29 protein-coding genes are annotated in these 25,740 nt (G+C 71.8%); 8 read left to right on the forward strand and 21 right to left on the reverse strand.

The genetic code is table 11. The annotated features are described in order from the left end of the window. Positions 1–73: 73 nt before the first annotated feature. The 6 genes from OG247_RS20035 to OG247_RS20060 all read right to left on the reverse strand — a co-directional run bounded on the left by OG247_RS20035 (position 74) and on the right by OG247_RS20060 (position 4,507). Positions 74–415: a DUF2516 family protein gene (locus OG247_RS20035; RefSeq protein ID WP_327253544.1), complete on the reverse strand. Its 342-nt coding sequence runs from the start codon at positions 413–415 to the stop codon at positions 74–76. A 124-nt stretch (positions 416–539) separates the two neighbouring features. Next, entirely contained in the window at positions 540–1,106 is a 567-nt protein-coding gene (locus OG247_RS20040) for a hypothetical protein (RefSeq protein WP_327253545.1), read from the reverse strand. A gap of 47 nt (positions 1,107–1,153) precedes the next feature. Further along, entirely contained in the window at positions 1,154–1,567 is a 414-nt protein-coding gene (locus OG247_RS20045; protein WP_327253546.1) for a helix-turn-helix domain-containing protein, read from the reverse strand. 188 nt (positions 1,568–1,755) lie between these two features. After that, entirely contained in the window at positions 1,756–2,517 is a 762-nt protein-coding gene (locus tag OG247_RS20050) for a putative protein N(5)-glutamine methyltransferase (protein WP_442813352.1), read from the reverse strand. A 52-nt stretch (positions 2,518–2,569) separates the two neighbouring features. Continuing rightward, the gene (locus OG247_RS20055) at positions 2,570–3,814 is read right to left on the reverse strand and encodes a GNAT family N-acetyltransferase (protein ID WP_327253547.1); all 1,245 of its coding nucleotides are present in this window, start codon (positions 3,812–3,814) and stop codon (positions 2,570–2,572) included. A 72-nt stretch (positions 3,815–3,886) separates the two neighbouring features. Then, a complete protein-coding gene (locus tag OG247_RS20060; protein ID WP_327253548.1) occupies positions 3,887–4,507 on the reverse strand; it encodes an RsiG family protein in 621 nt (206 codons plus the stop codon). A gap of 530 nt (positions 4,508–5,037) precedes the next feature. Between OG247_RS20060 and OG247_RS20065 the strand changes: the two genes are divergently transcribed. Together OG247_RS20065 and dtd are read left to right on the forward strand one after the other, a co-directional pair. Continuing rightward, positions 5,038–6,483 (forward strand): hypothetical protein, encoded by a 1,446-nt coding sequence (locus OG247_RS20065; RefSeq protein ID WP_327253549.1) that lies wholly within the window; start codon positions 5,038–5,040, stop codon positions 6,481–6,483. Between the two features lie 29 nt (positions 6,484–6,512). Next, complete coding sequence (gene dtd / locus OG247_RS20070; RefSeq protein WP_327253550.1) at positions 6,513–6,938, forward strand: D-aminoacyl-tRNA deacylase; 426 nt, start codon at positions 6,513–6,515, stop codon at positions 6,936–6,938. Between the two features lie 58 nt (positions 6,939–6,996). Here dtd and ygfZ read toward each other — a convergent pair whose 3' ends face one another. The 13 genes from ygfZ to OG247_RS20130 all read right to left on the reverse strand — a co-directional run bounded on the left by ygfZ (position 6,997) and on the right by OG247_RS20130 (position 16,830). Then, positions 6,997–7,965, reverse strand: coding sequence for a CAF17-like 4Fe-4S cluster assembly/insertion protein YgfZ (gene ygfZ, locus OG247_RS20075; protein WP_327253551.1), 969 nt, complete (start codon positions 7,963–7,965; stop codon positions 6,997–6,999). A gap of 32 nt (positions 7,966–7,997) precedes the next feature. After that, the gene (locus OG247_RS20080; protein WP_327253552.1) at positions 7,998–8,459 is read right to left on the reverse strand and encodes a Fur family transcriptional regulator; all 462 of its coding nucleotides are present in this window, start codon (positions 8,457–8,459) and stop codon (positions 7,998–8,000) included. 188 nt (positions 8,460–8,647) lie between these two features. Beyond that, positions 8,648–9,220, reverse strand: a complete 573-nt coding sequence (locus OG247_RS20085; RefSeq protein ID WP_250744595.1) for an FABP family protein — start codon at positions 9,218–9,220, stop codon at positions 8,648–8,650. Positions 9,221–9,538: 318 nt separating this feature from the next. After that, positions 9,539–10,492, reverse strand: coding sequence for a hypothetical protein (locus OG247_RS20090; RefSeq protein ID WP_327253553.1), 954 nt, complete (start codon positions 10,490–10,492; stop codon positions 9,539–9,541). Then, positions 10,489–11,292 carry a hypothetical protein gene (locus OG247_RS20095; RefSeq protein WP_327253554.1) on the reverse strand — a complete coding sequence of 268 codons (804 nt, stop codon included), beginning with the start codon at positions 11,290–11,292 and terminating at the stop codon, positions 10,489–10,491. The genes OG247_RS20090 and OG247_RS20095 overlap by 4 nt, the downstream gene beginning before the upstream one ends. After that, entirely contained in the window at positions 11,289–12,095 is an 807-nt protein-coding gene (locus tag OG247_RS20100; RefSeq protein WP_327253555.1) for a hypothetical protein, read from the reverse strand. The genes OG247_RS20095 and OG247_RS20100 overlap by 4 nt, the downstream gene beginning before the upstream one ends. A 114-nt stretch (positions 12,096–12,209) precedes the next feature. Next, positions 12,210–12,473 carry a DUF3099 domain-containing protein gene (locus tag OG247_RS20105; protein WP_327253556.1) on the reverse strand — a complete coding sequence of 88 codons (264 nt, stop codon included), beginning with the start codon at positions 12,471–12,473 and terminating at the stop codon, positions 12,210–12,212. Positions 12,474–12,625: 152 nt separating this feature from the next. After that, positions 12,626–12,916 (reverse strand): DUF1416 domain-containing protein, encoded by a 291-nt coding sequence (locus OG247_RS20110; protein WP_243339454.1) that lies wholly within the window; start codon positions 12,914–12,916, stop codon positions 12,626–12,628. A 101-nt stretch (positions 12,917–13,017) separates the two neighbouring features. Next, a complete protein-coding gene (locus OG247_RS20115) occupies positions 13,018–13,863 on the reverse strand; it encodes a sulfurtransferase (RefSeq protein WP_112449118.1) in 846 nt (281 codons plus the stop codon). Between the two features lie 177 nt (positions 13,864–14,040). Continuing rightward, positions 14,041–14,130, reverse strand: a complete 90-nt coding sequence (locus tag OG247_RS44840; RefSeq protein WP_350875872.1) for an Ms5788A family Cys-rich leader peptide — start codon at positions 14,128–14,130, stop codon at positions 14,041–14,043. Positions 14,131–14,288: 158 nt separating this feature from the next. Continuing rightward, complete coding sequence (locus OG247_RS20120; RefSeq protein ID WP_327253557.1) at positions 14,289–15,002, reverse strand: LmeA family phospholipid-binding protein; 714 nt, start codon at positions 15,000–15,002, stop codon at positions 14,289–14,291. 141 nt (positions 15,003–15,143) lie between these two features. Next, positions 15,144–16,565 carry a hypothetical protein gene (locus OG247_RS20125; RefSeq protein ID WP_327253558.1) on the reverse strand — a complete coding sequence of 474 codons (1,422 nt, stop codon included), beginning with the start codon at positions 16,563–16,565 and terminating at the stop codon, positions 15,144–15,146. A 10-nt stretch (positions 16,566–16,575) separates the two neighbouring features. Continuing rightward, entirely contained in the window at positions 16,576–16,830 is a 255-nt protein-coding gene (locus tag OG247_RS20130) for a MoaD/ThiS family protein (RefSeq protein ID WP_267753985.1), read from the reverse strand. Positions 16,831–17,358: 528 nt separating this feature from the next. Between OG247_RS20130 and OG247_RS20135 the strand changes: the two genes are divergently transcribed. The 5 genes from OG247_RS20135 (at position 17,359) to OG247_RS20155 (ending at position 23,188) form a co-directional block, all read left to right on the forward strand. Beyond that, on the forward strand, positions 17,359–18,129 hold the full coding sequence (locus OG247_RS20135; protein WP_243339450.1) for a response regulator transcription factor: 771 nt from the start codon (positions 17,359–17,361) through the stop codon (positions 18,127–18,129). Between the two features lie 81 nt (positions 18,130–18,210). After that, complete coding sequence (locus OG247_RS20140; RefSeq protein ID WP_327253559.1) at positions 18,211–19,233, forward strand: LacI family DNA-binding transcriptional regulator; 1,023 nt, start codon at positions 18,211–18,213, stop codon at positions 19,231–19,233. A gap of 448 nt (positions 19,234–19,681) precedes the next feature. Next, entirely contained in the window at positions 19,682–20,932 is a 1,251-nt protein-coding gene (locus OG247_RS20145) for a S1C family serine protease (protein ID WP_327253560.1), read from the forward strand. A gap of 64 nt (positions 20,933–20,996) precedes the next feature. Further along, positions 20,997–21,746, forward strand: a complete 750-nt coding sequence (locus tag OG247_RS20150; protein WP_327253561.1) for a response regulator transcription factor — start codon at positions 20,997–20,999, stop codon at positions 21,744–21,746. Next, positions 21,743–23,188, forward strand: a complete 1,446-nt coding sequence (locus tag OG247_RS20155; RefSeq protein ID WP_327253562.1) for a sensor histidine kinase — start codon at positions 21,743–21,745, stop codon at positions 23,186–23,188. Before OG247_RS20150 ends, OG247_RS20155 begins: the two co-directional genes overlap by 4 nt. Here OG247_RS20155 and OG247_RS20160 read toward each other — a convergent pair. Next, positions 23,168–24,124 (reverse strand): phosphatidylinositol-specific phospholipase C, encoded by a 957-nt coding sequence (locus OG247_RS20160; protein ID WP_442813641.1) that lies wholly within the window; start codon positions 24,122–24,124, stop codon positions 23,168–23,170. The genes OG247_RS20155 and OG247_RS20160 overlap by 21 nt on opposite strands. 121 nt (positions 24,125–24,245) lie before the next feature. Beyond that, positions 24,246–24,815, reverse strand: coding sequence for a TetR/AcrR family transcriptional regulator (locus OG247_RS20165; protein WP_327253564.1), 570 nt, complete (start codon positions 24,813–24,815; stop codon positions 24,246–24,248). A 123-nt stretch (positions 24,816–24,938) separates the two neighbouring features. Here OG247_RS20165 and OG247_RS20170 point away from each other — a divergent pair, with 123 nt between their 5' ends. After that, positions 24,939–25,721 carry an alpha/beta fold hydrolase gene (locus OG247_RS20170; protein ID WP_327253565.1) on the forward strand — a complete coding sequence of 261 codons (783 nt, stop codon included), beginning with the start codon at positions 24,939–24,941 and terminating at the stop codon, positions 25,719–25,721. Positions 25,722–25,740 lie beyond the last annotated feature (19 nt).

Below are 25,740 nucleotides of genomic sequence, written 5' to 3' on the forward strand. Positions count from 1 at the left end.
GACGCCGGCCGGCCGAACCAACAGGCCGCCCGGAGATCGGGGCCTTACCGGCCACCGGCTTCCGGCCTGCCGCCTACCGTCCGCCGTTGTAGGGCCCGTACGGCCCGTCGCTGCTGCTGCCGCCCCGCCGGCCGCCACCGCCGCCCGAGACCTGCTTGAGGGCGGGGCGCACGTCGACGAAGAAGACGATGCTGGCGACCAGCCCGGCGATCTGCAGGAAGAGCATCCCGAGGAAGAAGTCCACGACCACGGTGATGCCGAGGATGACCAGCCAGAAGGTCTTGGTCTGCTTGCCGGCCGCCCGGTACGCGTCCTCGCGCGCCGTCAGTGCCAGCACGAACGCCACCACGGCAAGCCCGAGCATGGCGAACCCGAGCAACGGGAGCACTCCTTGGTCGAACCCGTTCATCAACATCGCCTGACCGCCTTCTCACGCCTCGCTAGCCGGATTCCGCCTGCCTCCACGCTACCGGCAGAGCCCCTTTCCCAAACCACAACGGACCGGACGCCCCGCGGGTGCCCGGTCCGTAGCGCGGATCTCAGCTCTCGTCGGCCGGCGCGGCGGCGGCCTTCTTGGCCGCGGCCTTACGGGCCGGAGCCTTCTTCGGCGCGGGCTCCGCGGCGGGCTCGGCGGCGGGCTCCGCCACCGGCTCGGCGGCTTCCGGCTCCACGACCACGGCGATGTCGACGATCTCCTCGGAGACCTCGCCGCGCCATGCCCGTACGGTCTGCTCACCGTGCTCGGCGACCTTGTCGTAGGCCTCCTTGGCCTTGACCGCGTACTCGGCGGCCACGCCGACCCCGCGCAGCGCCAGGTCCTGGGCGGTCTCCCCGAGCTTCTTCGCGTCGATCGCCCCGAACACCTCGGCGACGGTGGCGGTGACCGCCTCCTGCGCCTCCCTGGCCTTCTCCTTGGCCTTCTCCTGCACGGCCTTCGTGTCGGTGTTCTTCACGGCCTCGATGCGCGCGGGGGCCTCGGCGCGCAGCTGCTCGATCAGCCCGGGCACCTTCCTGGCCTGCTGCACGGCGAGGTCGGCGGTGCCGGCGGCGAAGTAGAGGGGGGTCGGGTCGGTGAGGGTCTTCTTCAGGTCATCGGCGATGGCCATGTGGTGGTCCTCCCGGATCACGGTCTCAGTTCGTGCTCAGTGCGTACTCAGTGCGTACTCGTCTCGGCATCGCCACCACCGCCGTCGGCGGCAGCTCCCGCTCCTGCCTCGGCCTCGGCGGCGTTCTCCTTGCGGAAGGAGGCGTAGATCTGGAGCAGCACCTGCTTCTGCTGCTCGCTGATGGACGGATCGGCGAGGATCACGGCCCTCGTCTCCACGGCGTCCCGGTCCCGCTCGTCCAGGATTCCGGCCTGCACGTACAGCGTCTCGGCGGAGATCCGCAGCGCCTTGGCGAGCTGCTGCAGGATGTCCGCGCTCGGCTTGCGCAGCCCGCGTTCGATCTGACTGAGGTACGGATTCGACACCCCCGCCGCATCGGCCAGCTGTCGCAGCGAAAGCTGCGCCTGCCGCCGCTGCTCGCGCAGGTACTCGCCGAGATTCCCGACGTTGAGCGATGCCATGACCCGATCCTGCCGCACCTTGCTAACTATTGCAAGCAGCTGCTTGCAATAACTCCCACTCCTGAACTCTCACTCCTTGACTCCCACTCCTGGACTCCACCCTGCGACGCGCAGCGATGACCACGGCCGGTACATCCTGAGGGCGCGGCGATCGCCATCGAACTCGCGACCCCGGGTGAGGCGGCGCCCTACGGCGCCGTCGCGATGACCACCGTCGCGTAGTACTCCTCGGAGGTCACCGCACGGACCGACAGGCCTGCCGCCGTCAGGGCCGCGGCCGTGACGGGGGCCTGGCGGGCGCTCGTTTCGATCAGCAGGCTGCCGCCCGGCGCGAGCCAGGGCGGGGCGCCGGCGGCCACCCGGCGGTGGACGTCCAGGCCGTCCGCCCCGCCGTCCAGGGAGACGGGCGGTTCGTGGTCGCGGGCCTCCACCGGCAGCAGGGCGATCTCCCCGGTCGGGACGTACGGGGCGTTGACCACCAGGACGTCGACCCGGCCCCGGAGCCCGGCGGGCAGGGGTGAGTAGAGGTCGCCCTCCCACACCCGGCCGCCGTACGGGGCCACGTTGCGCCGGGCGTAGGCGAGTGCGGCCGGGTCGATGTCCGCCGCGTGCAGTTCGGCCCCCGGCACCCGCGCGGCCACGGCGGCGCCGAGCGCGCCCACCCCGCAGCACAGGTCCACCACCACCGCGCCGGGCCGGGCCGCCTGCACCGCCTCCCGCGCGAGGAACTCGCTGCGCCGGCGCGGCACGAAGGCCCCCTCGCCGACGGCCATCCGCAGCCCGCAGAACTCCGCCCAGCCGACGACGTGTTCCAGCGGTTCGCCCGCCACCCGGCGGGCCAGCAGCCCCTCCAAGTGCCCCGCGTCCTCGGCGGCGGCCGCCAGCAGCTCCGCCTCCTCCTCCGCGAAGACGCAGCCGGCCGCCCGCAGGGCTTCCACCAGTGTCGCCACGTACCTCAGTCCTCCTGTTTCCCGTTGCCGTTCCAGTGTCCGGTTCGGCCGCTCAGAAGATGTCCGGGCACCACGGCCGCCGGGCCGTGCGGAACACCGCGTCCGCGAGCGCGAGCGCCCCGGGGCGCTCCTGCGTGATCGCGCCGAGCGCCGCCAGCCGCACCGCCGACTCGTCGCCCAGGTACAGCGCCCCCAGTGTGCCCACGTCCAGGCGCAGATCGGCCGGCTCCTCCGTGCGCACGCAGTCCCCCGCGCCCGCGTCGAGCCGGTAGCGCCCGCCCGCCGGCCCGGACGGGTCGGTGACCTCCAGGACGAGGACTCCGGGCACGGCGTACGTCCGCGCGCCGAGGGCCCGTACGACGTCCAGCAGCCGCACCCACAGCCAGTCCGCCGAGGTCACGGTCCGGGCGGCGCGCGGGTCGGGCAGCAGCCGGGTGACGAGGTCGTCGGGGGCGCGGTAGCCGGTGCGGACCTTCACCACCCAGTCGATGGAACACAGGAACCGCCACAGCGCCCGCTCCGCCTCCGGGGTGACGGCGAGCAACTGCCGTACCTGCACGGTGTTCAGCGGCACCTTGGCATCGGTCCAGTGGTCGTCGGCGGTGTACCGGACCAGGCCGGCCACCTCGCCCCGCGCGGTGCGGTACACCGCGTGGAACGACGGCGTGTACGGGTTGTGGGACATCGTTTCCGCACCCGTGGTCACCCGCCACCAGCGGGCGTCGCGGCTCACCGCGCCGGGCGTGGCGGCCCGCACCCGCTCGTGCAGGGCCGGGCCCAGCTCCCGTACCTCGGCCTCGTCCACGAGGTCGATCCTCCCGCCGTCGCCGGGGACGGCGGCGCGCGGGTCGAGTCCGGTGCGCGGTACGTCGATCTCCCACTCCGAGACGGAAGTGGCGGGCCCGTACCCGTACCGCCCGTAGATCGGGTACTCGGCGGCGATCAGCGTCGACAGCACGTCACCGCGCGCGTGCGCGGCGGCCAGCTCGGCGGCCATCATCCGGGTCAGCAGACCCTGCCTGCGGTGCGTGGGCGCCACGGTCACGTTCGTGACGGCGCTCGACGGAACGAACGCCCCGCCCGGCACGGTCAGTTCCTGCGGGAAGGAGCGGAAGGTCGCCACGCACCGGCCGGTGTCCGCGTCGAACCCGCCCTGGGTCCGGGCGTAGTCGGCGTACCCGGCCAGCCGGGCGTGGTCCTCGGCCGTGGGGTGCGCCGCGTTCAGGAAACCGGTCTGCAGGGCACGCAGCCACGCGGGAAGTTCGGATGCGGCGATCGGCCGGACGTCAGCGCTCATAGCCACCCACGCTAATCGGCCCGGCCCGCCCCCGTCGCCCGCATTTCCGCGGGCCCCGCACCCCCCGCCTCCTCAGGCCAGCAGGTCGTCCACCTGGGCCTCGCCCTCCCGGTAGCGCCGGGTGATCTCCGCGCTGCAGTCGTCGGCCGTGCGCTGGAGCTGCTGGCGGCGGCGCGAGACCTGCTGCTCGTAGCGCACCAACTTGCCCATGCCCTCGTGGAGTTCCCCGTCCGTGCGCGCGCCCAGGTCCGACAGCTCCACGTCGGAGAGCATCTCGGCCGCCAGCAGCCGGTACTCCTCCCCGTGCGGGGTGCCGAGCGTGACGTGCCGGGCGGAGGCGCTGCGGCTGGAGGGGGCGTCCGCGAGGATCTCCGAGAGCCGGTCCACCACCGGCGCCTCGGGGTCCGTGCGCCGGGCGAGCTCGGCGCGCAGGATGTCGATGCGGCCCTGGAGCAGCCGGCGCACGTAGCTCAGGTCGGCCTCGTCGCGCTGCGCGTCGCGGCGCAGCCCGCGCAGCTCCGGCAGGCCGAGCGCGGTGGTCGGCGTCGGCGGGGCGGCGTCCGCGGCCCCGGTCCGCTGCGCGGGCGGGCGCGGCGGCGAGGTCTCGGCGGACACCGCGGGCGCGACGGGCGCGCCGGATCCCACGGTTCCGATGGGCGCAGAAGCAGGTGCGGAGGTACCAGAAGTATTCATGCGTTCGTGTCCGTCCCCTCGACCGGTGCTGGGGGCACCGCCTGCGTGCATCGTGCCACTCCCCGTGGTACCGACGCAGTCCCACTCCACCCGATCGGCCCCGGACGGCCCAACTGATTCGCTTGTCAGCCGTTGCCATCCACCGGATACCCCGTACGGGTGAAGAGGAAAGATTCGGAGCACGCACACCTCAACGAAGACGTCAGTCTGAACACAGAACATCCGTGCTGTAGTCGGTGACAGGGAAGAGGCGGCCAGTGGCGCGCGTAAGGAGGAGCCAGGTCGGGGTAGGGCAGCGGAGGCGCAAGCCCCCGCTCCGCGCGCCAGCCGATCCCTTCACCGTTTCGGCGCCCGTGGGTTCGCGCATCCGGGATCGTCTGCGACTGTCCACCGGCGATGCCGAGGTGTTGCGGATCGTGGGCGACCACCTCGGTAGGCATGCCCGTGCCGATCTGGCCGAGCGTGTGCGGATCGGTGTGGTGCCCGCAAAGCAGAACCGGCGCGCGGAGCGTAGGCGTGCTCTGACAAAGGTGTCGTCATCGCGGTGGGCAGGGTCGATCACTCGCGCGTCGGAGGACCAGTACCAGCTGTCCCTGCGGTGCCTCTTCGATGAGCGGGCCTCGCTGCGCCGGACCGTGGTGAAGATCCGCCGTCGCCTGGCGGTGTCCTGCGGCCGGCGGGTGGCCGGCGTCCGGGGGTATCCGAGCCAGGCTGAGCGGGCACAGAAGCAGCGCCGGTTGCAGGTCCTCACCGCCCGCCTGGCCGAGGTGGAACGGCAGATCGAGGCCGGGCATCCGGCGATCGTCATCGGCGGCCGACGCTTCTCCAAGATCCGGCACAACCTCATCGACGCCGACCTCACCGCCACCCAGTGGCGAGAACGCTGGGACGCACGGCGCATGTTCCTCACCGCCGACGGCGAGTCCGGCGCGCCGTACGGGAACTACACGATCACAGTCGACCCGGCTGACGGCACGGTCACTCTCGTCCTGCCCGAACCACTCAGGCACCTGGCCAATGCACCACGGGGCCGGTACCGACTCGCCTGTGCTGTCGCCTTCAGCCACCGCCAAAGCGAATGGCTGGACCGGATCAGCGGCAATCGTTCCGTCCGCTACGGCATCGTGTGCGATCCGGAACGCGGCCGCTGGTACCTCGACGCCTCCTGGTCCACCCCGGCAACGGTCCTACCGACGCCAGTAGAACTTGCCGCCCTCGGTAAGAGGCTTCTGGCCGTCGACCTCAACACCGGGCACCTCGCCGTCTGCGCCGTAGACCCCCACGGCAACCCCGTCGGCCAGCCGATCACCATCCCCACCGACCTGACCGGACCCACATCCCAGCGCGACGGACGCCTGCGCCAGGCGATCAGCGAACTCATCCGCCTCGCCCGCCAGAACGGCTGCGCCGGTCTGGCCATCGAGAACCTCGGCTTCGCCGACGCCCGTGCCACCGGCCGGGAGACGATGGGACGCGGCAAACGCGGCAAGACATTCCGCCGCACCGTCGCCGGACTGCCCACCGCGCGCTTTCGCGACCGACTGGCCGGCATGGCCCACCACGCCGGGCTCGTCCTCATCTCAGTCGACCCCGCCTACACCAGCCGCTGGGGAGCCCAGCACTGGAAGCAGCCGCTCCAGCAGCAGTCGAAGACCACGCTCGTCACCGGCCACCACGCGGCAGCCGTGGCGATCGGTAGACGCGCCCTCGGACATGGGACACGGCGTCGGCCAGGTGTGACCGCAAACGACCAGAGGATCGTCGCGCGGAGAGCTACCGGCCAGACCGTCACCGTGCCGAGGGCGCTGGGGAACACGATCCCGCCGAGGACCACAGGCACACCCGACCCGGGTGACAAGACCTGCCGGGACCGAAGCGACCAGCTCGTGCTGTTCCCCGTCTCCCAAGACCGTTCGGGGAGACAACCGGCCAGTCCGGTGGACAGCGATGGGGCCGGTACCGGCCCACATCGATAGCAACGGTGCAAGCCTGGTACACAGGTGTTATGCGAGCAGTGGTGCAGAGGGTGGACGGCGCGAGCGTCGTGGTGGCCGGCGAGACGGTCGGGGAGATCGTCGGGGAGGGGCTGTGCGTGCTGGTGGGGGTGACCCACGACGACACCCCTGAGAAGGCGGAGCTGCTGGCGCGCAAGCTCTGGTCGGTGCGGATCCTGGAGGCCGAGAAGTCCTGCAGCGACGTGGACGCGCCGCTGCTGGTGATCTCCCAGTTCACCCTCTACGGAGACGCCCGCAAGGGCCGCCGCCCCACGTGGAACGCGGCCGCCGGCGGGGCCTTCGCCGAGCCGCTCGTGGACGCGGTCGTGGCGCAGCTGCGGGCGCTGGGCGCGACGGTGGAGACGGGCCGGTTCGGCGCGGACATGCGGGTCTCGCTGACCAACCACGGCCCGTTCACCATCGTCATCGACATCTAGACCGACATCTGGATCGACGTCTGGATCGACGTCTGGATCGACGTCTGGCGCGCGGCGGTCACGGCTCTACGACGACCTCCTGCGCGGCGGCCGTCTTGCCCACCAGCAGCGGGGCGTCCACCGGAACGTTCCGCTTGACCAGCGCGAGCGCGATCGGGCCCAGCTCGTGGTGGCGGACCGAGGTGGTCACGAAGCCCAGCTGGCGGCCCTCCTCACCGTCCGCGGCCAGCCGTACGGGCGCGCCGTGCGCGGGGAGCAGCACCTCGGAGCCGTCCAGGTGCAGGAAGACCAGCCGGCGCGGCGGCTTCCCCAGGTTGTGGACGCGGGCCACCGTCTCCTGGCCGCGGTAGCAGCCCTTCTGTAGGTGCACGGCGGTGCCGATCCAGCCGAGCTCGTGCGGGATGGTGCGGTGGTCGGTCTCCAGACCGAGCCGCGGCCGGTGCGCCTCGACGCGCAGGGCCTCGTACGCGAGCAGCCCGGCGGCCGGGCCGTGGGAGGCGGCGAAGGCTTCCAGTCCGTCGCGCGGCAGGAACACGTCGCGGCCGTACGGGGTCTCGCGCACGGCGAGTTCCTTGGGGACCTCGGCGATGGAGCCGGCCGGCAGGTGCACGACGGCGAACTCGGCGGTCCGGTCGGCGACTTCCACGCGGTAGAAGAAGATCATCGACTCCAGGTAGGCGATCAGCGCCTCCTGGGTGCCGGGCTCGACGTGCATCCACATCGTCTCGCCGTCGTCGACGAGGTAGAGCGCGTGCTCGATGTGGCCGTTCGCGGAGAGGATCAGCGCCTCGGTGGCCTCGCCGGGCGGGAGCGCGGTGACGTGCTGAGTGATCAGCAGGTGCAGCCAGCTCAGCCGGTCCGAGCCGGTGACGGTGACGACCCCGCGGTGGGAGAGGTCGACGAAGCCGCGGCCGTCGGCGAGTGTGCGCTGTTCTCCGTACAGCTCTCCGTAGTGGGCGGCGACGCCCTCGTCGCGGCCTTCGGCCTGTACGGCGCCGGGGAGATGGAGCAAGGGGCTGCTGGTCATGGCACCAGCCTACGACCCTGCCCCCGGCAGTCCTAGTGCTGCTTGGCGGCGCAGGTCTTGCAGCGGCCGAAGATCGCGAAGTGCTTCATGTCGGTCTCGAAGCCGAAGGTGTCGCGGAGCTTGGAGGTGAACTCGGCGGCGATGTCCACGTCCGCCTCGATCACCTCGGTGCAGTCGCGGCAGACCAGGTGGATGTGGTGGTGCCGGTCGGCGAGGTGGTAGGTGGGGGCCCCGTGCCCGAGGTGGGCGTGCGAGACGAGCTTCAGCTCCTCCAGGAGCTCCAGCGTGCGGTAGACCGTGGAGATGTTGACCCCGGAGGCCGTCTTGCGGACCTCTACGAGGATCTCGTCCGGGGTGGCGTGCTCCAGGGAGTCCACGGCTTCCAGCACGAGCTGGCGCTGAGGGGTCAGGCGGTATCCGCGCTGGCGCAGGTCGCTCTTCCAGTCACCGCTGTCGGCGGCGGCGAGGTTCTCGGTGCTGTCGGTGGTCACCACCCGGCCAGTGTAGGCCTCGGGCCCGCACGAGGGGAGCGGGGAGAGCGTGCGGGAAGCGGGAAGCCCCCGGCGGCCAAAGCTGCCGGGGGCTCCTGCGCGTACGTACGACCTCGCTCGGCCGGAAGGCCTCAAGACCTGAAGACCTGGGCCGGGCTGGGCCGGGCTGGGCCGGGCCGGGCCGGGCCGGCCTAGCGGAAGAAGGCGATGCCGTCGTCCGGCATGTCCGGAAGGTTGCGCGCCATCTCCGCGACCTCCTCGGGCGTGACGACCTTCTTCAGCTGGGCCGACATGTAGGGGCGCAGCTCCACCTCGGGGGTGGCCTTCTCGCCGACCCACATCAGGTCGCTCTTCACGTAGCCGTAGAGCCGCTTGCCACCGCTGTACGGGCCGGAGGCCGCGGTGCGGGCGACCGCGTCGGTGACGACGTCGATCTGAGGCTTCTTGTCGGCGAGCTCGCCGTACCAGACCTCGACGACGCCCTGGTCGCGGACCATGACGATCTCGACCTTGCGGTCCTTGTCGATGCGCCAGTAGCCCGACTCGGACTCCAGCGGCCGCACCTTGTTGCCCTCGGCGTCGAGCACCCAGGTGTGGGAGGTGTACTCCAGGAAGTCCCGGCCGTCGTGGCTGAAGACGACTTCCTGGCCGAAGTTGCACTTCTCCTCACCGGGGAAGTCGAAGACGCCTGCGCCCTCCCAGTTGCCGAGGAGGAAGGCGAGGGGAACGAGACCCGGGTTCAGGTCGGACGGGATCTGGATCATGAATGGCTGCTCAGCTCAGGCGATCTGTGGGAGGGGTTCCGGTATCCGGGGCGGTCGGCGGCAGATCCGAGGGGATCAGCGCTGGCCCTGGTACAGCTTCTTCACGGCCAGGACGGAGAAGGCGAGGACGCCGACACAGACCAGGACCAGCAGGGAGGTGAAGACTGCCTCAAGCACGGGGTGCTCCTCGGAGTGTTAAGGGTGGCGTTACGGGGCCGGTCCCCAAGCCTACTGGCCTGCGGACCGGGGCACCGTGTGAGGTAGCCCGTACGACGCGCTCCCCCGTACCGCGCTCCCCCCGTACCGCGCTACCGCGCCCTAGCCGAGCAGCTGGTGCTGGAGGATCACCGTCTGGTGGAAGGGCACGCTCGCCACCTCGCCCTTGCGGGTCTGCAGGACGAGGGCCTGGATGTCGCCGGACTGGATGCAGCCCAGCTTCGTCTGCTCGTCGCCCGTGGGCTTGGGCTCCCGGTAGAGGATGACGTCGCTGGTGTTGCCCTGCGTGCTGTACCCGGAGGTCCGGGCTCCCAGCGGGTGCCGCTGCGAGGACTTGGCATTGCGCCAGACCGTGTCGGGCTCCAGCCTCGCGACGCCGCTGAGGCTGGTGTCGGCGCCGCAGCCCTTGAAGGCGACCAGGAAATCGGGCGCGTGGAAGCGCAGCAGGTAGACCCGGGTACGGGTGCCGTCCGGGGTGGTCCACCCGCGCGCGACGACCTGACGCAGTCCTTCGTTCTCGAACTGCTCCTTCAGCTTCTCGCGGGCGGTGGCCTCGTACTCCTCCAGGAATGTGTCAACTTTCACCACCCCGTCCTTCTCCAGTTTCAGCGTGGAGTCGGGCGCCGAGCCGGTGGGGGCCGGCAGGAGCAGTTCGGTGAGACCCGCGTAGTGGATGCCACCCGGGTTGTCCTCGGCGAACGGCAGGGCGGCGCCCGGCGGCAGCGTCGGCTTGGTCAGCGCCGGGAACGTCCAGCGGCCGTCGGCCTTGGTGGACAGGCCCGGGACGTCGGTGCGCTCCGGCTGGGTGACCCCGTACGCGACACCCGTGCCGACGGCGGCGAAGACGAGTACGGCGGCGGTCCAGCGCAGCGCGGCGAACAGCTTGCGGCGGTCCTTGGGCGCGGCCGGGACGTCCGGGGCCGCGAAGGGGTTGGCCGCGAGCGGGTCCGCGGCGAACGCGACGGCCGCGGCCGTCGCCTGCTCGTCCGCGGCGGGCCGCGGTGCGGAGTCCTCGAGGAGCTCCGGCACGGCTCCGGTGGTGTTCTGCTCGGTCACGCGGACTCCCCGGGGGACTTCAGGTGGTTCATCTGGTTCTGGAAGAGCGCGACGGCAGCGGCGGTGGCGAAGGGCTTGGGCCCGTACGCGCGGAAGGTGACCATCACGTCGCCCTCGACGGCCACGCAGTCGAGGGAGTCGATCTTTTCCTTCTTCTTCTCGCCGATCGCCTCCAGCGAGCACTTGGCGTCGGGGAACCCGTCCACCTTCGGCGCCTGGCGGCCGTCGCCCTGGAAGTCGAGGAACTTCTTGCTGACCTCCGAGAAGGCGCCCACGGCCTTCGGGTCGGCCTGCATGATGCGGATCTCGGCGAACCAGCTGGTCCGCTCGTTCACGTAGCTGCGCCCCGCCAGTCCCTTGAGCTTCAGGTTGGCCAGCATCTTGTCGCGGTCCTTGCGCTGGGCGCTGGTCAGGCCGCTGCGGGTCTCCTTGAAGCCCTCGACCGCCTTCTCGCCGGAGACGAAGAAGTCGTTGCCGTCCTCTTCCAGGTCCGGACCCGGGACGAATCCGGCCGGAATCGGCAGCAGTTTGCCCAGGAGGGCGTTCGCCGGCACGGAGCCGGGCGCTTCGCGCGTCGCGAGCTGCTCGCCGAGGGGGACCCAGTAGGCGGTGGGCGCCTCCCGGTCGGCGTCCGCGACGGCGGAGGACGCCCAGATCCCGCCGCCCACGAGCACCGCGGCGGCCACGCCGCCGGCGATCAGGGCGACCGCCTTGCGGTTGACCTTGCGCGCGGGCTTCGCGGGCGCCGGGGCCGGCGTCTCTTCCTGAGCCGCCGTCACGTCGTTCTGCGGCTCGGTCACAGTCGCTCCAGCTGTCGCTTGGCCAGGTCCACGACATCGCCTTGGCTGACCTTGCCGCGGTTGTTCGTGTAGTGGATGTCGAGCACGATGTCGCCTCGCCGGGCAATGGCGCGGGCTCCGCGCATCGGGAGGTATCCCGCCTTCTCCTCGGCCTTGGAGTCCACCCAGACGCGCCCGAGGTCCGAAGGAAGACCCGGAATGAGAACGCCGCTGTTGCCCGCGTACTCCTCCTCGGGCATGTATGCGGACTGATGGGTCTGGTAGCTGTCCGCCCCGGAGCGTTCGTTGAACTGGATCAGCCGCACGTGGACGAAGGTCGTGTCGTTCACCGCCCAGCTCACCGACGCGATGCGCCGGATGTTCTGTTCGGCGAGGTAGCTCAGCTGGCTGTCCGGCTTCTTGAAGAAGGTCGCGAAGTATTCGATGGGCTCGTAGCCCGCCGCCTCGACCTTCGCCCCGCCCGGCGCCTCGATCAGCAGCTTCGCGAGGTCGTCGTCCGTCTTGTGCCAGCGGTGCGCGTTGATCGTCTTGTGCGTGGTGGTGTCGTCGGGCGCGAGCGCCTTCGGCGCCACCAGGTCCGCCTGCGCCAGCGGCGCCAGCGGCGTCGGTTCGCGGTCGTACTGGATCGCGTAGCCGGTGATCGTGCCCGCCAGTACGCCGAGGACGACGGCGCCCGCGATCAGGAGGACGGTTCGGCCGCCGCGACGGCGTCGGGGACCGGCCTGAGCGGCGTCCGGAGTGCCCGGTTCCGGGTCACTCTCCGCCCCTTTCCGCTGCTCAGGGATGGTCTGTTCGTGTTCCAAGGGAGGTCCCCCCGCAGGGCTTCGATCGCGGGCCGATTGACCGCGTACAGAGAGGACACACTGCCTCGGGGGGATGTTGTACTCATACTTATTACGGTTTTATATCGAGCGGTTTCAATCCTCGCGACGCGGCTTTCCATCCAGTTCGTCCCACCACTCGTCGGACTTCCGGTCTCCCGAGGGGTCGTCCCACCAGCGGTCGTCCGGGCCGCGCCGGTTCGCGACCATCGCGGCGACGGGCGGAATGACCATGGCGACCACGCACAGCGCCACGGCCGCCTCGACGGACCACAGACGCACGAAGGACCAGGCGGAGACGAAGAGGAACAGACATCCGCCCATGAGCAGGAAGTAGGCGCGCCGGCGCCGGGCGTACATACCTCCAGGGTAGAGCCGCCCCGCGCTAGCGGGGAGGCCCCGAACGGCCCGGAACGACACGAAGGACCGCACCCCGATCCGATGGCGTCCAACCCCCGGGGGTGCGGCCCTTCGGCCGGTCATGCGGTCATACGGTCACACAGGTGCGGTGCTCAGACCGCGATCGCCACGTCCGTGACGCCGCCGGACTCGACGACGACCACGGCGCGGTCCGCCTGGGCGCCGGGCACGAGGGCGCGCAGCGTCCAGGAGCCCTCGGCCGCGTAGAAGCGGAACTGGCCGGTGGCCGAGGTCGGGACCTCGGCGGTGAACTCGCCGGTCGAGTCCAGCAGACGGACGTAGCCGCTGATGGGCTCGCCGTCCTTGGTGACCTGGCCCTGGATGGCCGTCTCACCGGGCTTCAGCGTCGAGAGGTCGGGCCCGCCGATCTTTGCTCCACACATGTTCTCTGTCCTGTCCTAGAGAGGTATGACTACGGGCGTCGCATGCCCGGAATGCCTGTTTGTCCGGAACGCCGGGTACCCGGACCGCTGCGCGCCTGGAACTACTTGTTGGCGCCGAGCTCGATCGGCACGCCGACCAGCGAGCCGTACTCGGTCCACGAGCCGTCGTAGTTCTTGACGTTCTCCTGGCCCAGGAGCTCGTGCAGCACGAACCAGGTGAGCGCGGAGCGCTCACCGATGCGGCAGTAGGCGATGGTGTCCTTCGCCAGGTCGACCTGCTCGGCCTGGTAGAGGGCCGTCAGCTCTTCGTCGGACTTGAAGGTGCCGTCGTCGTTGGCGTTCTTCGACCACGGGATGTTGCGGGCGCTCGGGATGTGACCCGGGCGCTGCGACTGCTCCTGCGGGAGGTGCGCCGGCGCGAGCAGCTTGCCCGAGAACTCGTCGGGCGAGCGGACGTCGACCAGGTTCTTGGTGCCGATCGCGGCGACCGCGTCGTCACGGAAGGCGCGGATCGAGGTGTCCTGGGCCTTGGCCTTGTACTCGGTGGCCGGGCGGCTGGGGACCTCGGTGCCGTCGACCAGGTCGCGGGAGTCGAGCTCCCACTTCTTGCGGCCGCCGTCGAGCAGGCGGACGTCCTGGTGGCCGTAGAGCTTGAAGTACCAGTAGGCGTAGGACGCGAACCAGTTGTTGTTGCCGCCGTAGAGGACGACGGTGTCGTCGTTGGAGATGCCCTTGGCGGAGAGGAGCTTCTCGAAGCCCTCCTGGTCCACGAAGTCGCGGCGGACCGGGTCCTGGAGGTCGCTCTTCCAGTCGATCCGGACGGCGTTGGTGATGTGGTTCTTGTCGTACGCGGACGTGTCCTCGTCCACCTCGACGATGACGACGTTCGCGTCGTTCAGGTGGGCCTCGACCCAGTCGGCGTCTACAAGGACGTCGCTGCGGCTCATGGTGTTCTCCTCCGGGGCAGTGTGCGGCGGGGTGGTGCTGGTGGTGCGGGGTGCGTGCGTCCGGGTGCGCTCGCGGGATCCTGTTGCGGGGAGGCTTCAGGAGGGCGCGGGGCAGAGGTGGTCACACGGGAAAGCGGAAGGCCGTCGTCCGGCTATGGAGCGGGATGCGCTCACACGTCACATGGATCGACAGAGCATGGCGGCGACGCGACACAGGTCTACTGCCCGTCGCTTCGTGAGGTCCGCCTGCTGATGCTTCATAGCCATGGATCGTAGGGACGAATCGGCCGCCCTGTCACCGCCGTGTCATATTTCGAGACGGGATCGTCCGCATAGTGGGATCGGCGCTCTTTTGGATCTCCGGGCGCGGGGGGTGCGGAGCCCCCTACGGCCCTCCCATCTGCGGATCGGACCCACCCGTCTCACTATCCGGCCAAAGCCAGATTCTTACCGCCCAGGGTGAGCACCACACCGGATTCGTCCGAGGTCAGCTCCGTCAGCCGGACCCCCGACGGCAGACCGCCGTCGATCCGCCGGTCGAAGTCGGTCTTCCTGCGGACCACGGCCTCGATCCCGGGGAGACCCTCACCCGGCACCTCGTCGGCGCGGACCCGGACGATCGTCGAGCCCTTCCCGTCGCCGGAGTCGACCAGCGAGACCGTCGACACCACGCTGCGGCTGAGGGTCCTGCCGAGGAACTCCACGCTCGCGGTCACCTTCAGCTTGCCCGGCGCCCCGCCGTAGGCGACCGTCACCCCGGGCTGGGCGGCCGCGGTCAGGTCGGCGTACGTGACGAGGGCCGATCCCTTGGCGGACCGTGCGGTGCCGCCGTCGTAATCGCCGTTCAGCTCCACGCCGCGGAAGGCGACCCGCAGCCGGGACAGGTGCGTCGTACGGCCGTCCGCGGTCGCCACGTCGACGCCGGCCACCTTCAGGTCGACCTGGTCGAGGTCCCGGGAGAGCAGCTGGGTCAGGAAGGGGAACCCGTGGACGTCCGCCTCCACTCCGGACAGCCCCTGCCTGGCCTGGATCCGGTCCGCCAGCCGGTCCTCGGCGTAGCCGGCGGCCCAGCGGTCCAGGCCGACGAACAGCCCACCGAGGACCACTCCGATGATCACAACGACACGCAGGACACGCACGTGCCCACCCCCCAGACGATTGGTACGTCGGCCCAGTGGACCATGACCGGCCGTGAGGGCGCTGTGAGTTGACGTGGGGCGGCGGTATGGCAACGCCCGCCCCGGGGCGGGGCGGGCGCGCGGGAAGGGCGGGCGGGGGCCTCAGCCCACCACCCTGCCGATCAGGTAGACCGCCGGAGCGGCCGCGGCCAGCGGCAGCGCGACACCGGCCGTCATGTGGACGAACTTCGACGGGTAGTCGTACGCCGCCACGCGCAGCCCGATCAGCGCGCACACCCCGGCCGCCAGGCCGATCAGCGCACCGCCCGCTCCGACGGACGTCAGCCCGCCCACGGCGATGCCCGCACCGGCCGCGGCGGCCAGCGAGACGCCGACCGAGGGCGCGGTGGGCAGCGGGAGCGCCCGGGCGAAGACGGCCACCGCCACGGCGGCGGCGCCCACGCTCACGGCGGCGGAGTCGGCCGCGAGGTAGCCCGCGCAGACGATGGCCAGCGCGGCCGAGGCCACCGAGGCCATCAGCCCGTACATCCGCTCGTCCGGCTCGGCGTGGCTGCGCAGCTGGAGCACCAGCGTCAGCAGCACCCAGGCACCGAGGGTGCCGATGATCGCGCCGGGGCCGTACGGCTCGTCCACCGCGAGCACGGCCACATCGGCGACGACCGCCCCGGCGAAGGCCAGGGCGATGCCCTGACGGGCCGGCCACATGCCGTTGAGCCGGAACCAGCCCGCCGCGGTGAGGCCCTGGAGGGCGATCAGGGGCGCGAGCAGCGCGTACTCGCTCAGCGCGGCGGAGGCGGCGATGACCAGCCCGAGAGCGGCCGTCAGTATGGCCGCCTGCGGACCGGGATCGATGATCGGAGAGCGGCCTTCGGCGCGGGCCTGGGCCGGGTCCACGGCGCGCAGCGTGTTGCCGGCGAGGGTGGGCGGCGACCAGGCGGGCTCCTCCTCGGCCGCGCCGGTGGCCACCCCGGCGGCCGCCGCGTCGGCCACCGCCGGGTCCGCGGCGGGAGACCCGCCCGGGGCCTCGGCCGCCTGCTGCGGGAGGTACGGGTCGGACGGGCCGGGGTAGGCGGGCGGGTACGCCGTCTCCCCCCACGGCTGTGGGGACTCGCCCTGCCCGGCCGGCCCGGCCGGCCCGGCCGGCCCGGCCGGCCCGGCCGGCGGGGCCTGCTGCGCCGGCGCCTCGTCGCGGAACCAGTGGTCCGGGGCCGCGGGCTGCGGGTAGGCCGGAGCGGCGTACGGATCCGCGTAGGGGTCCGCGTACGCCTGCTGCTGCCCCCACTCCTGCCCGGAGACGGGCGCCTGGGCCTGCGGCTGGGCCGGAGCCGGAGCCTGCGGCTCCTCGCGGAACCAGCCCTCGGGGGCGACCGGGTACTGCGCCGGTACGCCGTCCAGCGGCACCTGCACCGGCTGGTACGAGGTGTCCCACGTAGGGGACTGCCAGGTCTGGGTCCCGTAGGGATCCGGCTGCTGCAGTTGTTCCTGCTGTTGCTGCTGCTCCAGAAACTGCTGTTGCTGCTGCTGCTGTAGCTGTTGCTGCTGCTGTTCCTCAGGCGTGCTCATGGGGCTCCGCTCACCCGCCCGCGAACGGCGGGAGCACCTCGACGGTGCCCCCCTCGGTCAGCTCGACGGAATCGTGCGGGCGCTTGCCCACGGGCTCTTCGTTCACGAGGAAGGAGCAGCGCAGCAGGACCCGGGTCAGCTCCCCGGGGTGGCGTTCCCGCACGGTGTCGAGCGCCTCGGCCAGTGTCCGCGCCGAGTACGGCTCCTCCGCCGTCTTGGCCGCGGCCTTCGCCGCCGCCCAGTAGCGGATGGTTCCGGTTGCCACTGCACGCTCCTCTCGTCGGCGCTCTGCCGTCGGCCTCCATCATGAACCCTCGCGCCCCCGATCCCGGCGTGCCTCCGCGCGCCCCTCGTGCGCCCAGGCGGCCCCCACCGGGCCCACCGATCCGGTGAAACCGGCGCATATGCAGGTGGCGGGGGTGGTGGGAACCACAGAAGTGGAACGCTCCGAAGCCTCGGCCCCGCCGGGGCGGGTGGGCTATTCTGCTGGCGAGAGGATCCGGGCAACGTAGCCCCCGGGTCCTTTTGTGCTTTCAGCACGTTGAACGGACCGAGAACAGTGGTATCCATCCGGACCTCAGGGCGCGGGGACCGGACGGACACAGGCAAGTCGTACGAAGCAGTGCCGCGAAAGTCCTCGACGGGACCGAGGAGGAACCGACGTGATGGACCAGCGAACCGTCGTGCAAGTGCAGGTGCGGGCAGAGGTACAGGCGCACGCACCTGCGCACGCACACCACCAGCACCACCAGAACCACCAGTACCACCGTCCGACCCGGGTGGGTGGTCGGGCATGAGCTCACTCCTGCTCCTGACCAATGCCCTGCAGCCCTCGACCGAGGTGCTGCCGGCCCTCGGCCTGCTGCTCCACAGCGTCCGGGTGGCCCCCGCCGAGGGCCCCGCCCTCGTGGACACCCCGGGCGCCGACGTGATCCTCGTCGACGGCCGCCGCGACCTGCCCCAGGTGCGGTCGCTGTGCCAGCTGCTCCGCTCCACGGGGCCCGGCTGCCCGCTGATCCTCGTCGTCACCGAGGGCGGCCTCGCGGCCGTCACCGCCGACTGGGGCATCGACGACGTCCTCCTCGACACCGCGGGACCGGCCGAGGTCGAAGCGCGGCTGCGCCTCGCCACCGGCCGCCAGCAGCTCGGCTCGGACGACTCCCCGATGGAGATCCGCAACGGCGACCTGTCGGTCGACGAGGCGACGTACTCGGCGAAGCTGAAGGGCCGGGTCCTGGACCTGACCTTCAAGGAGTTCGAGCTCCTCAAGTACCTGGCCCAGCACCCGGGCCGGGTCTTCACCCGCGCGCAGCTCCTCCAGGAGGTGTGGGGCTACGACTACTTCGGCGGCACCCGCACGGTCGACGTGCACGTACGGCGTCTGCGCGCGAAACTCGGGCCCGAGCACGAGTCGCTGATCGGTACCGTCCGCAACGTCGGGTACCGCTTCGTCACCCCGGAGAAGGTGGAACGGGCGGCGGCGGAAGCGGCCGCGCAGGCGGCCACGAAGGCGGCGGCCGAGGCCTCCGCGCGGGCCGCCGCGGCACTCACCCGGATGGACTAGGGGGCCTGCGCGAAGGCTGTGGGAATGACCTCCTCCGGACGCCCTGCCCAGAGGTAGGTCACCCCGCGTAGACTTCCGCGCGTGGCCAAGGTGACGCGGGATGACGTGGCACGACTTGCGGGTACTTCTACCGCCGTCGTGAGCTACGTCATCAACAACGGACCCAGGCCGGTTGCCCCGGCCACGCGCGAGCGTGTCCTCGCCGCGATCAAGGACCTGGGCTACCGCCCGGACCGGGTCGCCCAGGCGATGGCCTCACGCCGCACCGACCTCATAGGCATGATCGTCCCCGATGCCCGCCAGCCGTTCTTCGCGGAGATGGCGCACGCGGTCGAGCAGGCCGCCGCCGAGCGCGGAAAGATGGTGCTGGTCGGCAACTCCGACTACCGCACCGAGCGCGAGGTCCACTACCTGCGGGCCTTCCTCGGCATGCGGGTCTCGGGCCTGATCCTGGTCAGCCAGGGCATGAGCGAGCAGGCCGCCTCCGAGATCGAGGCCTGGGACGCCCGCGTGGTCCTCCTCCACGAGCGCCCCGAGGCCATCGACGACGTCGCCGTCGTCACCGACGACATCGGCGGCGCGCAGCTCGCCACCCGGCACCTCCTCGAACACGGGCATCCGTACGTGGCCTGCCTGGGCGGCGTCGAGAGCACCCCCGAGGTCGGCGACCCGGTGGCCGACCACGTCGAGGGCTGGCGGCGGGCCATGCTCGAATCCGGCCGCTCGGTGGAGGGCCGCCTCTTCCAGGCCCCGTACAACCGCTACGACGCGTACAAGGTCGCCCTGGAGCTGCTGGCCGGACCGGACCGCCCGCCGGCGATCTTCTGCGCTACGGACGACCAGGCGATCGGCGTCCTGCGCGCCGCGCGGGAGCTGCGCATCGACGTGCCCGAGCAGCTGGCGGTGGCCGGCTTCGACGACGTCAAGGAGGCGGCCCTGACGGACCCGCCCCTCACCACCATCGCCTCGGACCGCCCGGCGATGGCCCGCGCCGCGGTGGACCTCGTCCTGGACGACGCCCTGCGGGTGGCGGGCTCCCGGCGCGAACGCCTGAAGCAGTTCCCCTCGGCCCTGGTCATCCGCCGCTCCTGCGGCTGCCGCTAGCCAAGCCTTTTCGACGCACCCCTCGTGCGGTGCGGGGCCGGTGGGCGGGTGCGGCCGGGTCCGGCCCTGCGGGGCGGAGTTCCCCTACCCGCCCTTCGCCCGTTCCCCGGGCTCTGCCCGGACCCGGTCCTCAAACGCCGGACGGGCTGGATTTTCCGGGCCCCTGGGCATGCACATGCAGGCTGACGCCGGCCGCATCCAGCCCCGCCGGCGTTTGAGGCGCGGGGTCTGGGGCGGAGCCCCGGGGGGTCCGGGCGCAGCTCGGGGAACGGGCGAAGGGCGGGTAGGGGACTTCGCCCCGCAGGGTCCAGCCACCCGCACATGGCCCGCCGGGCCCGTTCCCAGCCCACTCGGCCCAGCCGGGCCTTATATCGGGCATACACGGTTCTGTCGGGCTTCTCAGCGGGGACTCAGGAAGCTCTCATCATCGGCGGACACAGTCGTATCCATGACCGAGAACCTCCGCCGCGAAGGCGAGTACCCCCAGGAGAACCGCCCCCAGCAGCCCGCCCCCTGGGGCGAGGACTGGCAGCGCGGTCGTGACCGGCTCGCACAGGACGCCGCGTACCCGCCTCCGCCCGCCTACCCCCCGGCGACCCCCGCCCCCGGCTGGCACGAGGCCCACGCGGCCCCGGTCATCCAGGGCGAGACCGTCCCGCAGAGCGGCGGCAGCGCCGCCGGCGGCAACGGCAGCGGCGGCTGGGCCACCTGGGGCGGGGCCGCCCCGGCGGCCGCCGCCCCGCAGGGCGGCCAGGGACAGGGCCACGCCCGCGCCAAGCGCCCGGTCGCCCTCCTCGCCGCCGTGGCCCTCGCGGCCGCCGTCGTCGGCGGTGGAACGGCCGCCGCCGTCCAGCAGATGCTGAACAAGACCAACGGCACCGGCACCGGCGTCAACGGCAGCACCATCTCCCAGTCGAACAGCGGCACCGTCACCGGCGTAGCCGAGAACGTCAGCCCCTCCGTCGTCCGCATCGACACCCGCACCGCCTCCGGCCAGGGCACCGGCTCCGGCATCGTGATCACCGCCGACGGCGAGATCGTCACCAACAACCACGTGATCGACGGCGCGAGCCAGATCCAGGTGACGATGAGCGACGGCAAGAAGTACAACGCGAAGATCGTCGGCACGGACCCGGACAAGGACCTCGCCCTCATCAAGCTGGAAGGCGCGAGCGGACTCAAGCCCGCGAGCCTCGGCAACTCCGACAGCCTCAAGGTCGGCGACGAGGTCGTCGCCATCGGCTCCCCCGACCGCCTCACCGGCACGGTCACCAGCGGCATCGTCTCCGCGCTCGACCGCGAGGTGAACGTCCCCAAGTCCGAGCAGAAGCAGCAGTCGCCCGAGGACGGCTTCCCGTTCTCCTACGGCGGCCGGCAGTTCAACGGGAACACCGGCACGGACACCACCTCGTACAAGGCCATCCAGACGGACGCCTCCCTGAACCCCGGCAACTCCGGCGGCGCCCTCGTCAACATGAACGGCGAGATCGTGGGCATGCCCTCCGCGATCTACTCCCCCTCCAGCGGCAGCGGCTCCGCCGGCAGCGTCGGCCTCGGCTTCGCCATCCCCGTCAACACCATCAAGGCCGACCTCCCCTCCCTCCGCAAGGGCGGTCCGGGCGGCGACGGCAGCAGCAACGGCACCAGCGGCAACGGCTCCGGCAACAACGCCGCGAACGGTTTCGGGACCTCCTTCTAGCCCGACTTCCAGCCCGCCCGTGCGAGCCTGGTAGGAGACCGACCACCACCTGGGGGGACCCCGTATGAGCGCCGAAGGCGACCAGCAGCGCATCCTCGTCGTCGACGACGAACCGGCCGTACGCGAGGCCCTGCGCCGCAGCCTGGCCTTCGAGGGGTACGGCACGCAGACCGCCGTCGACGGGCTCGACGCCCTCGACAAAGCGGACTCGTACGCCCCCGACCTGATCATCCTGGACATCCAGATGCCGCGGATGGACGGTCTGACGGCCGCCCGCCGCCTGCGCGCCGCCGGCAGCACCACGCCCGTCCTGATGCTGACCGCCCGCGATACGGTCGGCGACCGCGTCACCGGACTCGACGCCGGCGCCGACGACTACCTGGTCAAGCCGTTCGAGCTGGACGAGCTCTTCGCCCGGGTGCGCGCCCTGCTGCGCCGCAGCTCCTACGCCGCCCCCTCCGGCGGGGACGGCCGGACCGCGGACGCCGACGCGCTGACCTTCGGCGACCTGCGCATGGACCTCGCCACCCGCGAGGTCACCCGCGGCGGCCGCCCGGTGGAGCTGACCCGTACCGAGTTCACCCTGCTGGAGATGTTCCTCGCGCACCCGCGCCAGGTCCTGACCCGCGAGCAGATCCTCAAGACCGTATGGGGCTTCGACTTCGAGCCCAGCTCCAACTCCCTGGACGTGTACGTGATGTACCTGCGCCGCAAGACCGAGGCCGGGGGCGAGCCCCGCCTGGTCCACACCGTGCGCGGGGTGGGCTACGTACTGCGCGCGGCCGGGGCGGGCGACACCGGCGGTCCGGAGTGAGCCCCACCGCCAGATTCCGCGCCCTCCCGCTCCGTTCCCGCCTCGCCCTGCTGGTCACCGTCGCGGTGGCGCTCGCCGTCGCGGCGGTCGCCTGCGTGAGCTGGTTCATGGTCCGCACCCAGCTCAACGATCAGCTGAACAGCTCCCTGCGCTCCACCAACGCCCGGGCCCAGGCGAGCCAGACGCTGAACCGGCTCGGTTGCCAGGACAAGGTGCCCGGACCCTTCGAGAACAACCTGAGCGCGCAGGTCCAGATCGTGCTGCCCGCGGGCGGCCGCTGCTGGGTCGACGGGAAGAACACCCTCCCCGTCACCGACTACGACCTCGACGTGGCCAAGGGGGTCCGCGGCGCGACCCTGTACGACGGCAAGACCACGGACGGCACCCCCGTACGCGTCTACACGCAGCCCGTGGAGCTGTCCGCCGGACCGGCCGCACAGAACTCCATCGCCGCGATCTCGGTGGCCAAGCCCCTCTCCGACATCACCGAACCGCTGTCCACCCTGGCCTGGGTGCTCCTGTTCGTCTCCGCCGTCGGCATCCTCGGCGCCGGCGTCGCCGGCCTCTGGGTGGCCCGTACGGGCCTGCGCCCGGTCGACGAACTGACCGGCGCCGTCGAGCACATCGCCCGTACCGAGGACCTCACCGTCCGCATCCCCGACGAGGGCGACGACGAGATCGCCCGGCTGTCGCGCTCCTTCAACTCCATGACGGCCGCGCTCGCCTCCTCCCAGGAGCGCCAAGCCCAGCTGATCGCGGACGCCGGGCACGAGCTGCGCACCCCGCTCACCTCGCTGCGCACCAACATCGAGCTGCTGGCGCGCAGCGAGGAGACCGGCCGGGCCATCCCGCCGGAGGATCGCAAGGAGCTGCTGGCCTCGGTCAAGGCACAGATGACGGAACTGGCCTCGCTGATCGGCGACTTGCAGGAGCTGTCCCGCCCGGACGCGGCCGCTCCCGGCCCCCTCGGAGTGGTGGCCCTGCACGAGATCGCGGGTGCGGCACTGTCCCGGGCCCGGCTGCGCGGTCCCGAGCTGGACTTCGACTCGGACCTGGCGCCCTGGTACGTACGCGGCGAGGCGGCGGCCCTGGAGCGGGCGGTGGTCAACGTCCTGGACAACGCGGTGAAGTTCAGCCCGCCCGGCAGCACGGTCACCGTGTCTCTGCGCGCGGGCGAGCTGACCGTACGGGACCGCGGTCCCGGCATCCCGGCCGACGACCTCCCGCACGTCTTCGAGCGCTTCTGGCGCTCCCCGTCCGCCCGGGCCCTGCCCGGCAGCGGCCTCGGCCTGTCCATCGTGGCCCGTACGGTGCAGCGCGCGGGCGGCGCGGCCGAACTGCGCGCCCCGGCGGACGGCGGCCCGGGCACCGAGGCGGTGCTCAGCATCCCGGGCGCGCCGACTCCGCCGCCCGTTCAGGCGTCAGTTGTGCCGGATCAGTGAGGCGACCAGGCCGGAGCGGGTGTTGGGGAAGTCCATGGGGACGATCCCGAGCCCGGTCCGGCCGGTCAGCTCCGAGCCGTCGACGAAGGCGTGCACCTGCGGGTTGAGCCGGTCGGAGTTCCAGCGGGGCGGCAGGGCGGCGGCCGTGCTGGTGTAGTTCACGAAGAACCTGCCGGGCTGCTGGACGGCCTTGCGGAAGTGGTTCTCGATCTTGCCCCGTTTGGCGAAGGGCTCGGCCATGTAGTCGTCCTGGATGTCGAAGACGTTGCCGTCGCCGTAGCGCAGGCCGCCGGGGAGGCCGCCGTTGTCGGGGAGCAGCAGCACCTTGCCGCGCACCTGGCCGAGGGCGGGCAGCGAGTCCGCGATCTTGAAGAGCGGGCTCCAGCCGCGGTTGTTCAGGTAGTCGTCGAAGACGGCGCGGAAGGTGGCGTCGCTCTCCTCGGAGTACTCCTGCTTGAGCCGCATCAGCACGGTCTCGGTGGGGTGTGCGGCGAGGAAGTTCCAGCAGGCGGCGAGGACGTCGCCGAACATCAGGTTCTGGTAGTACGCGCCGTGGTGGATCGCGAACGATGCGCCCGTCACCCGGCAGCGGACGTCGAGGAAGCGGATCCCGGAGCCGAGCTGGTCGGCGATGGAGGTGTTCTGGCAGGCGACGTAGAGCCCGCCCCGGGTGGCGCCCGAGTCGTGGGTGCCGGGGATGGTCATCCGCTGGAGGGGGGTGGCGTCGCCGAGGCCGCTCATCCAGTCCTGGGTGGAGAGCGCGCGCACTGCCGTGGCGGTGGCCCGGGTGGCTCCAGTGGCCCCGGTGGCCCCGGTGGCCCCGGTGGCGGCCGAGGCCGTCCCGGCGCCCGCGCCGAGCAGGGTCGCGCCGCCCAGGGCGGCCGCCCCCGCCAGGAATCCCCGCCGCCGCAGCCCCGTACCCGGGCCCGCATCCATGCCCGCGCCGCCCGTACCCGTACCCACGCCCGTACCCGCGCCCATGCCCGCCCCTTTGCCGACCCAGTGGTGGCCCGGATTATGGCGTGCGGAGCCATGCATTACTACCCACGGGTAGCACTCAGCTTTCGAGCAACTCCGCCATCAGGCGCAGCCCTTGGGCGAGGGACCGGCCGTCCGGGGCGTGCTCCGGGTCGGTCAGGCACTGCACCATGACCCCGGTCAGCAGCGCGATGTGCACCGACCCGAGGCTCCGTACGTCCTCCTCCGCGACCTCCTCGACGGGGACTCCGCGCAACTGCGCGGCCACCATGCGCCGGTTGTGGCGCTGCCCCTCGGCCAGGACGGCGAGCAGCTCGGGCGAGGACTGCGCGTGCACGAAGGCCTCGACGGAGGCGGTCCAGAGCCAGCGCATCTCGCCGAAGTCCCGGATCTTGCGGTCCCAGGTGTCGGCGTAGCGCTCCCGCGCGGTGTCACCCTGCCCGGCGAGCCGACCCGACCCCGCGGCCCACTCGTCCATGGCCGCGAACAGCGCCTGGTTGAGCAGCACCTCGCGGGTGCCGAAGTGGTAGCCGATCGCGGCCATGCTCACCTGCGCGGCCGAGGCGATATCGCGCACGGTCGTCCGGAGGTAGCCCTTCTCCTCCAGGCAGCGCCGGGCTCCGGCCAGCAGGTCCTCGCGATTTCCCATGCCCGGATCGTATCCGCGCCCACTTTTGGGCAAGTGCGCTACACAGTTGTATTGCGCGCTTGCCCAAATCCTGTCAGGCTGAACCCAGGCCCACCGACCAGCACACACGGGGAGAGCAACGCCATGCGCCACGAGCTGAAGATCGACGACCGCACCCTGTCCTACCTGGACTTCGGCGGGCCCGGCCGCCCCCTGCTCGCCCTGCACGGCGGGCTCTCCGAGGGCGCCCACTTCGCCGCCCTCGCCGCCGACCTCGGCGAGCAATGGCGGGTCATCGCCCCCGACCAGCGCGGGCACGGCGACTCCGGCCTCGCCTCCGAGTACAGCCGCGCGGGCTACGCCGCCGACGCCGCCGCCCTGCTGGAACACCTCGCCCCCGGCGGCCCGGTGCCCGTCCTCGGCTTCTCCCTCGGCGGGGTCAACGCCTACCACCTGGCCGCCACCCGGCCCGATCTGGTGTCCGCCCTGATCAACGTCGACGCCCCGGTGGAGAGCCCGAGCCGGGACGCCCTGTCCTTCTGGGACTTCCTGCACGACCTCCCGTACACCGCGCCCACCCGCGAGGAACTCCTCGCCGCCCTCGGCCCGCTCGCCGAGGGGACCGGGCCCTTCTTGCGCCCGCTGCCACAGGACACCGGCTGGCGGCTGCCGTTCGACCCCGCGGCCACCCTGGCCACCCTCGCCGGGGACGAGAGCTCGCGCTGGGACGTCTGGCTCGCGAGCAGCTGCCCGGCGCTGCTCGTCCACGGGCTGCGCAGCGACGTGCTCTCCCGGGAGCTGGCCGAGGCGATGGTCGCCCGGCGCCCCGGGACCTCGTACGCCGGCCTCGACACCGAGCACTTCGTGCCCTTCCAGGACCCGAAGGGCCTCGCAGAGGCCGTACGCGGCTTCCTGGCCGCGCTGTAGGCCGCCCGGGAACGCCGAA

The sequence above is a fragment of the Streptomyces sp. NBC_01244 genome (genome assembly GCF_035987325.1).
Taxonomy (GTDB): domain Bacteria; phylum Actinomycetota; class Actinomycetes; order Streptomycetales; family Streptomycetaceae; genus Streptomyces.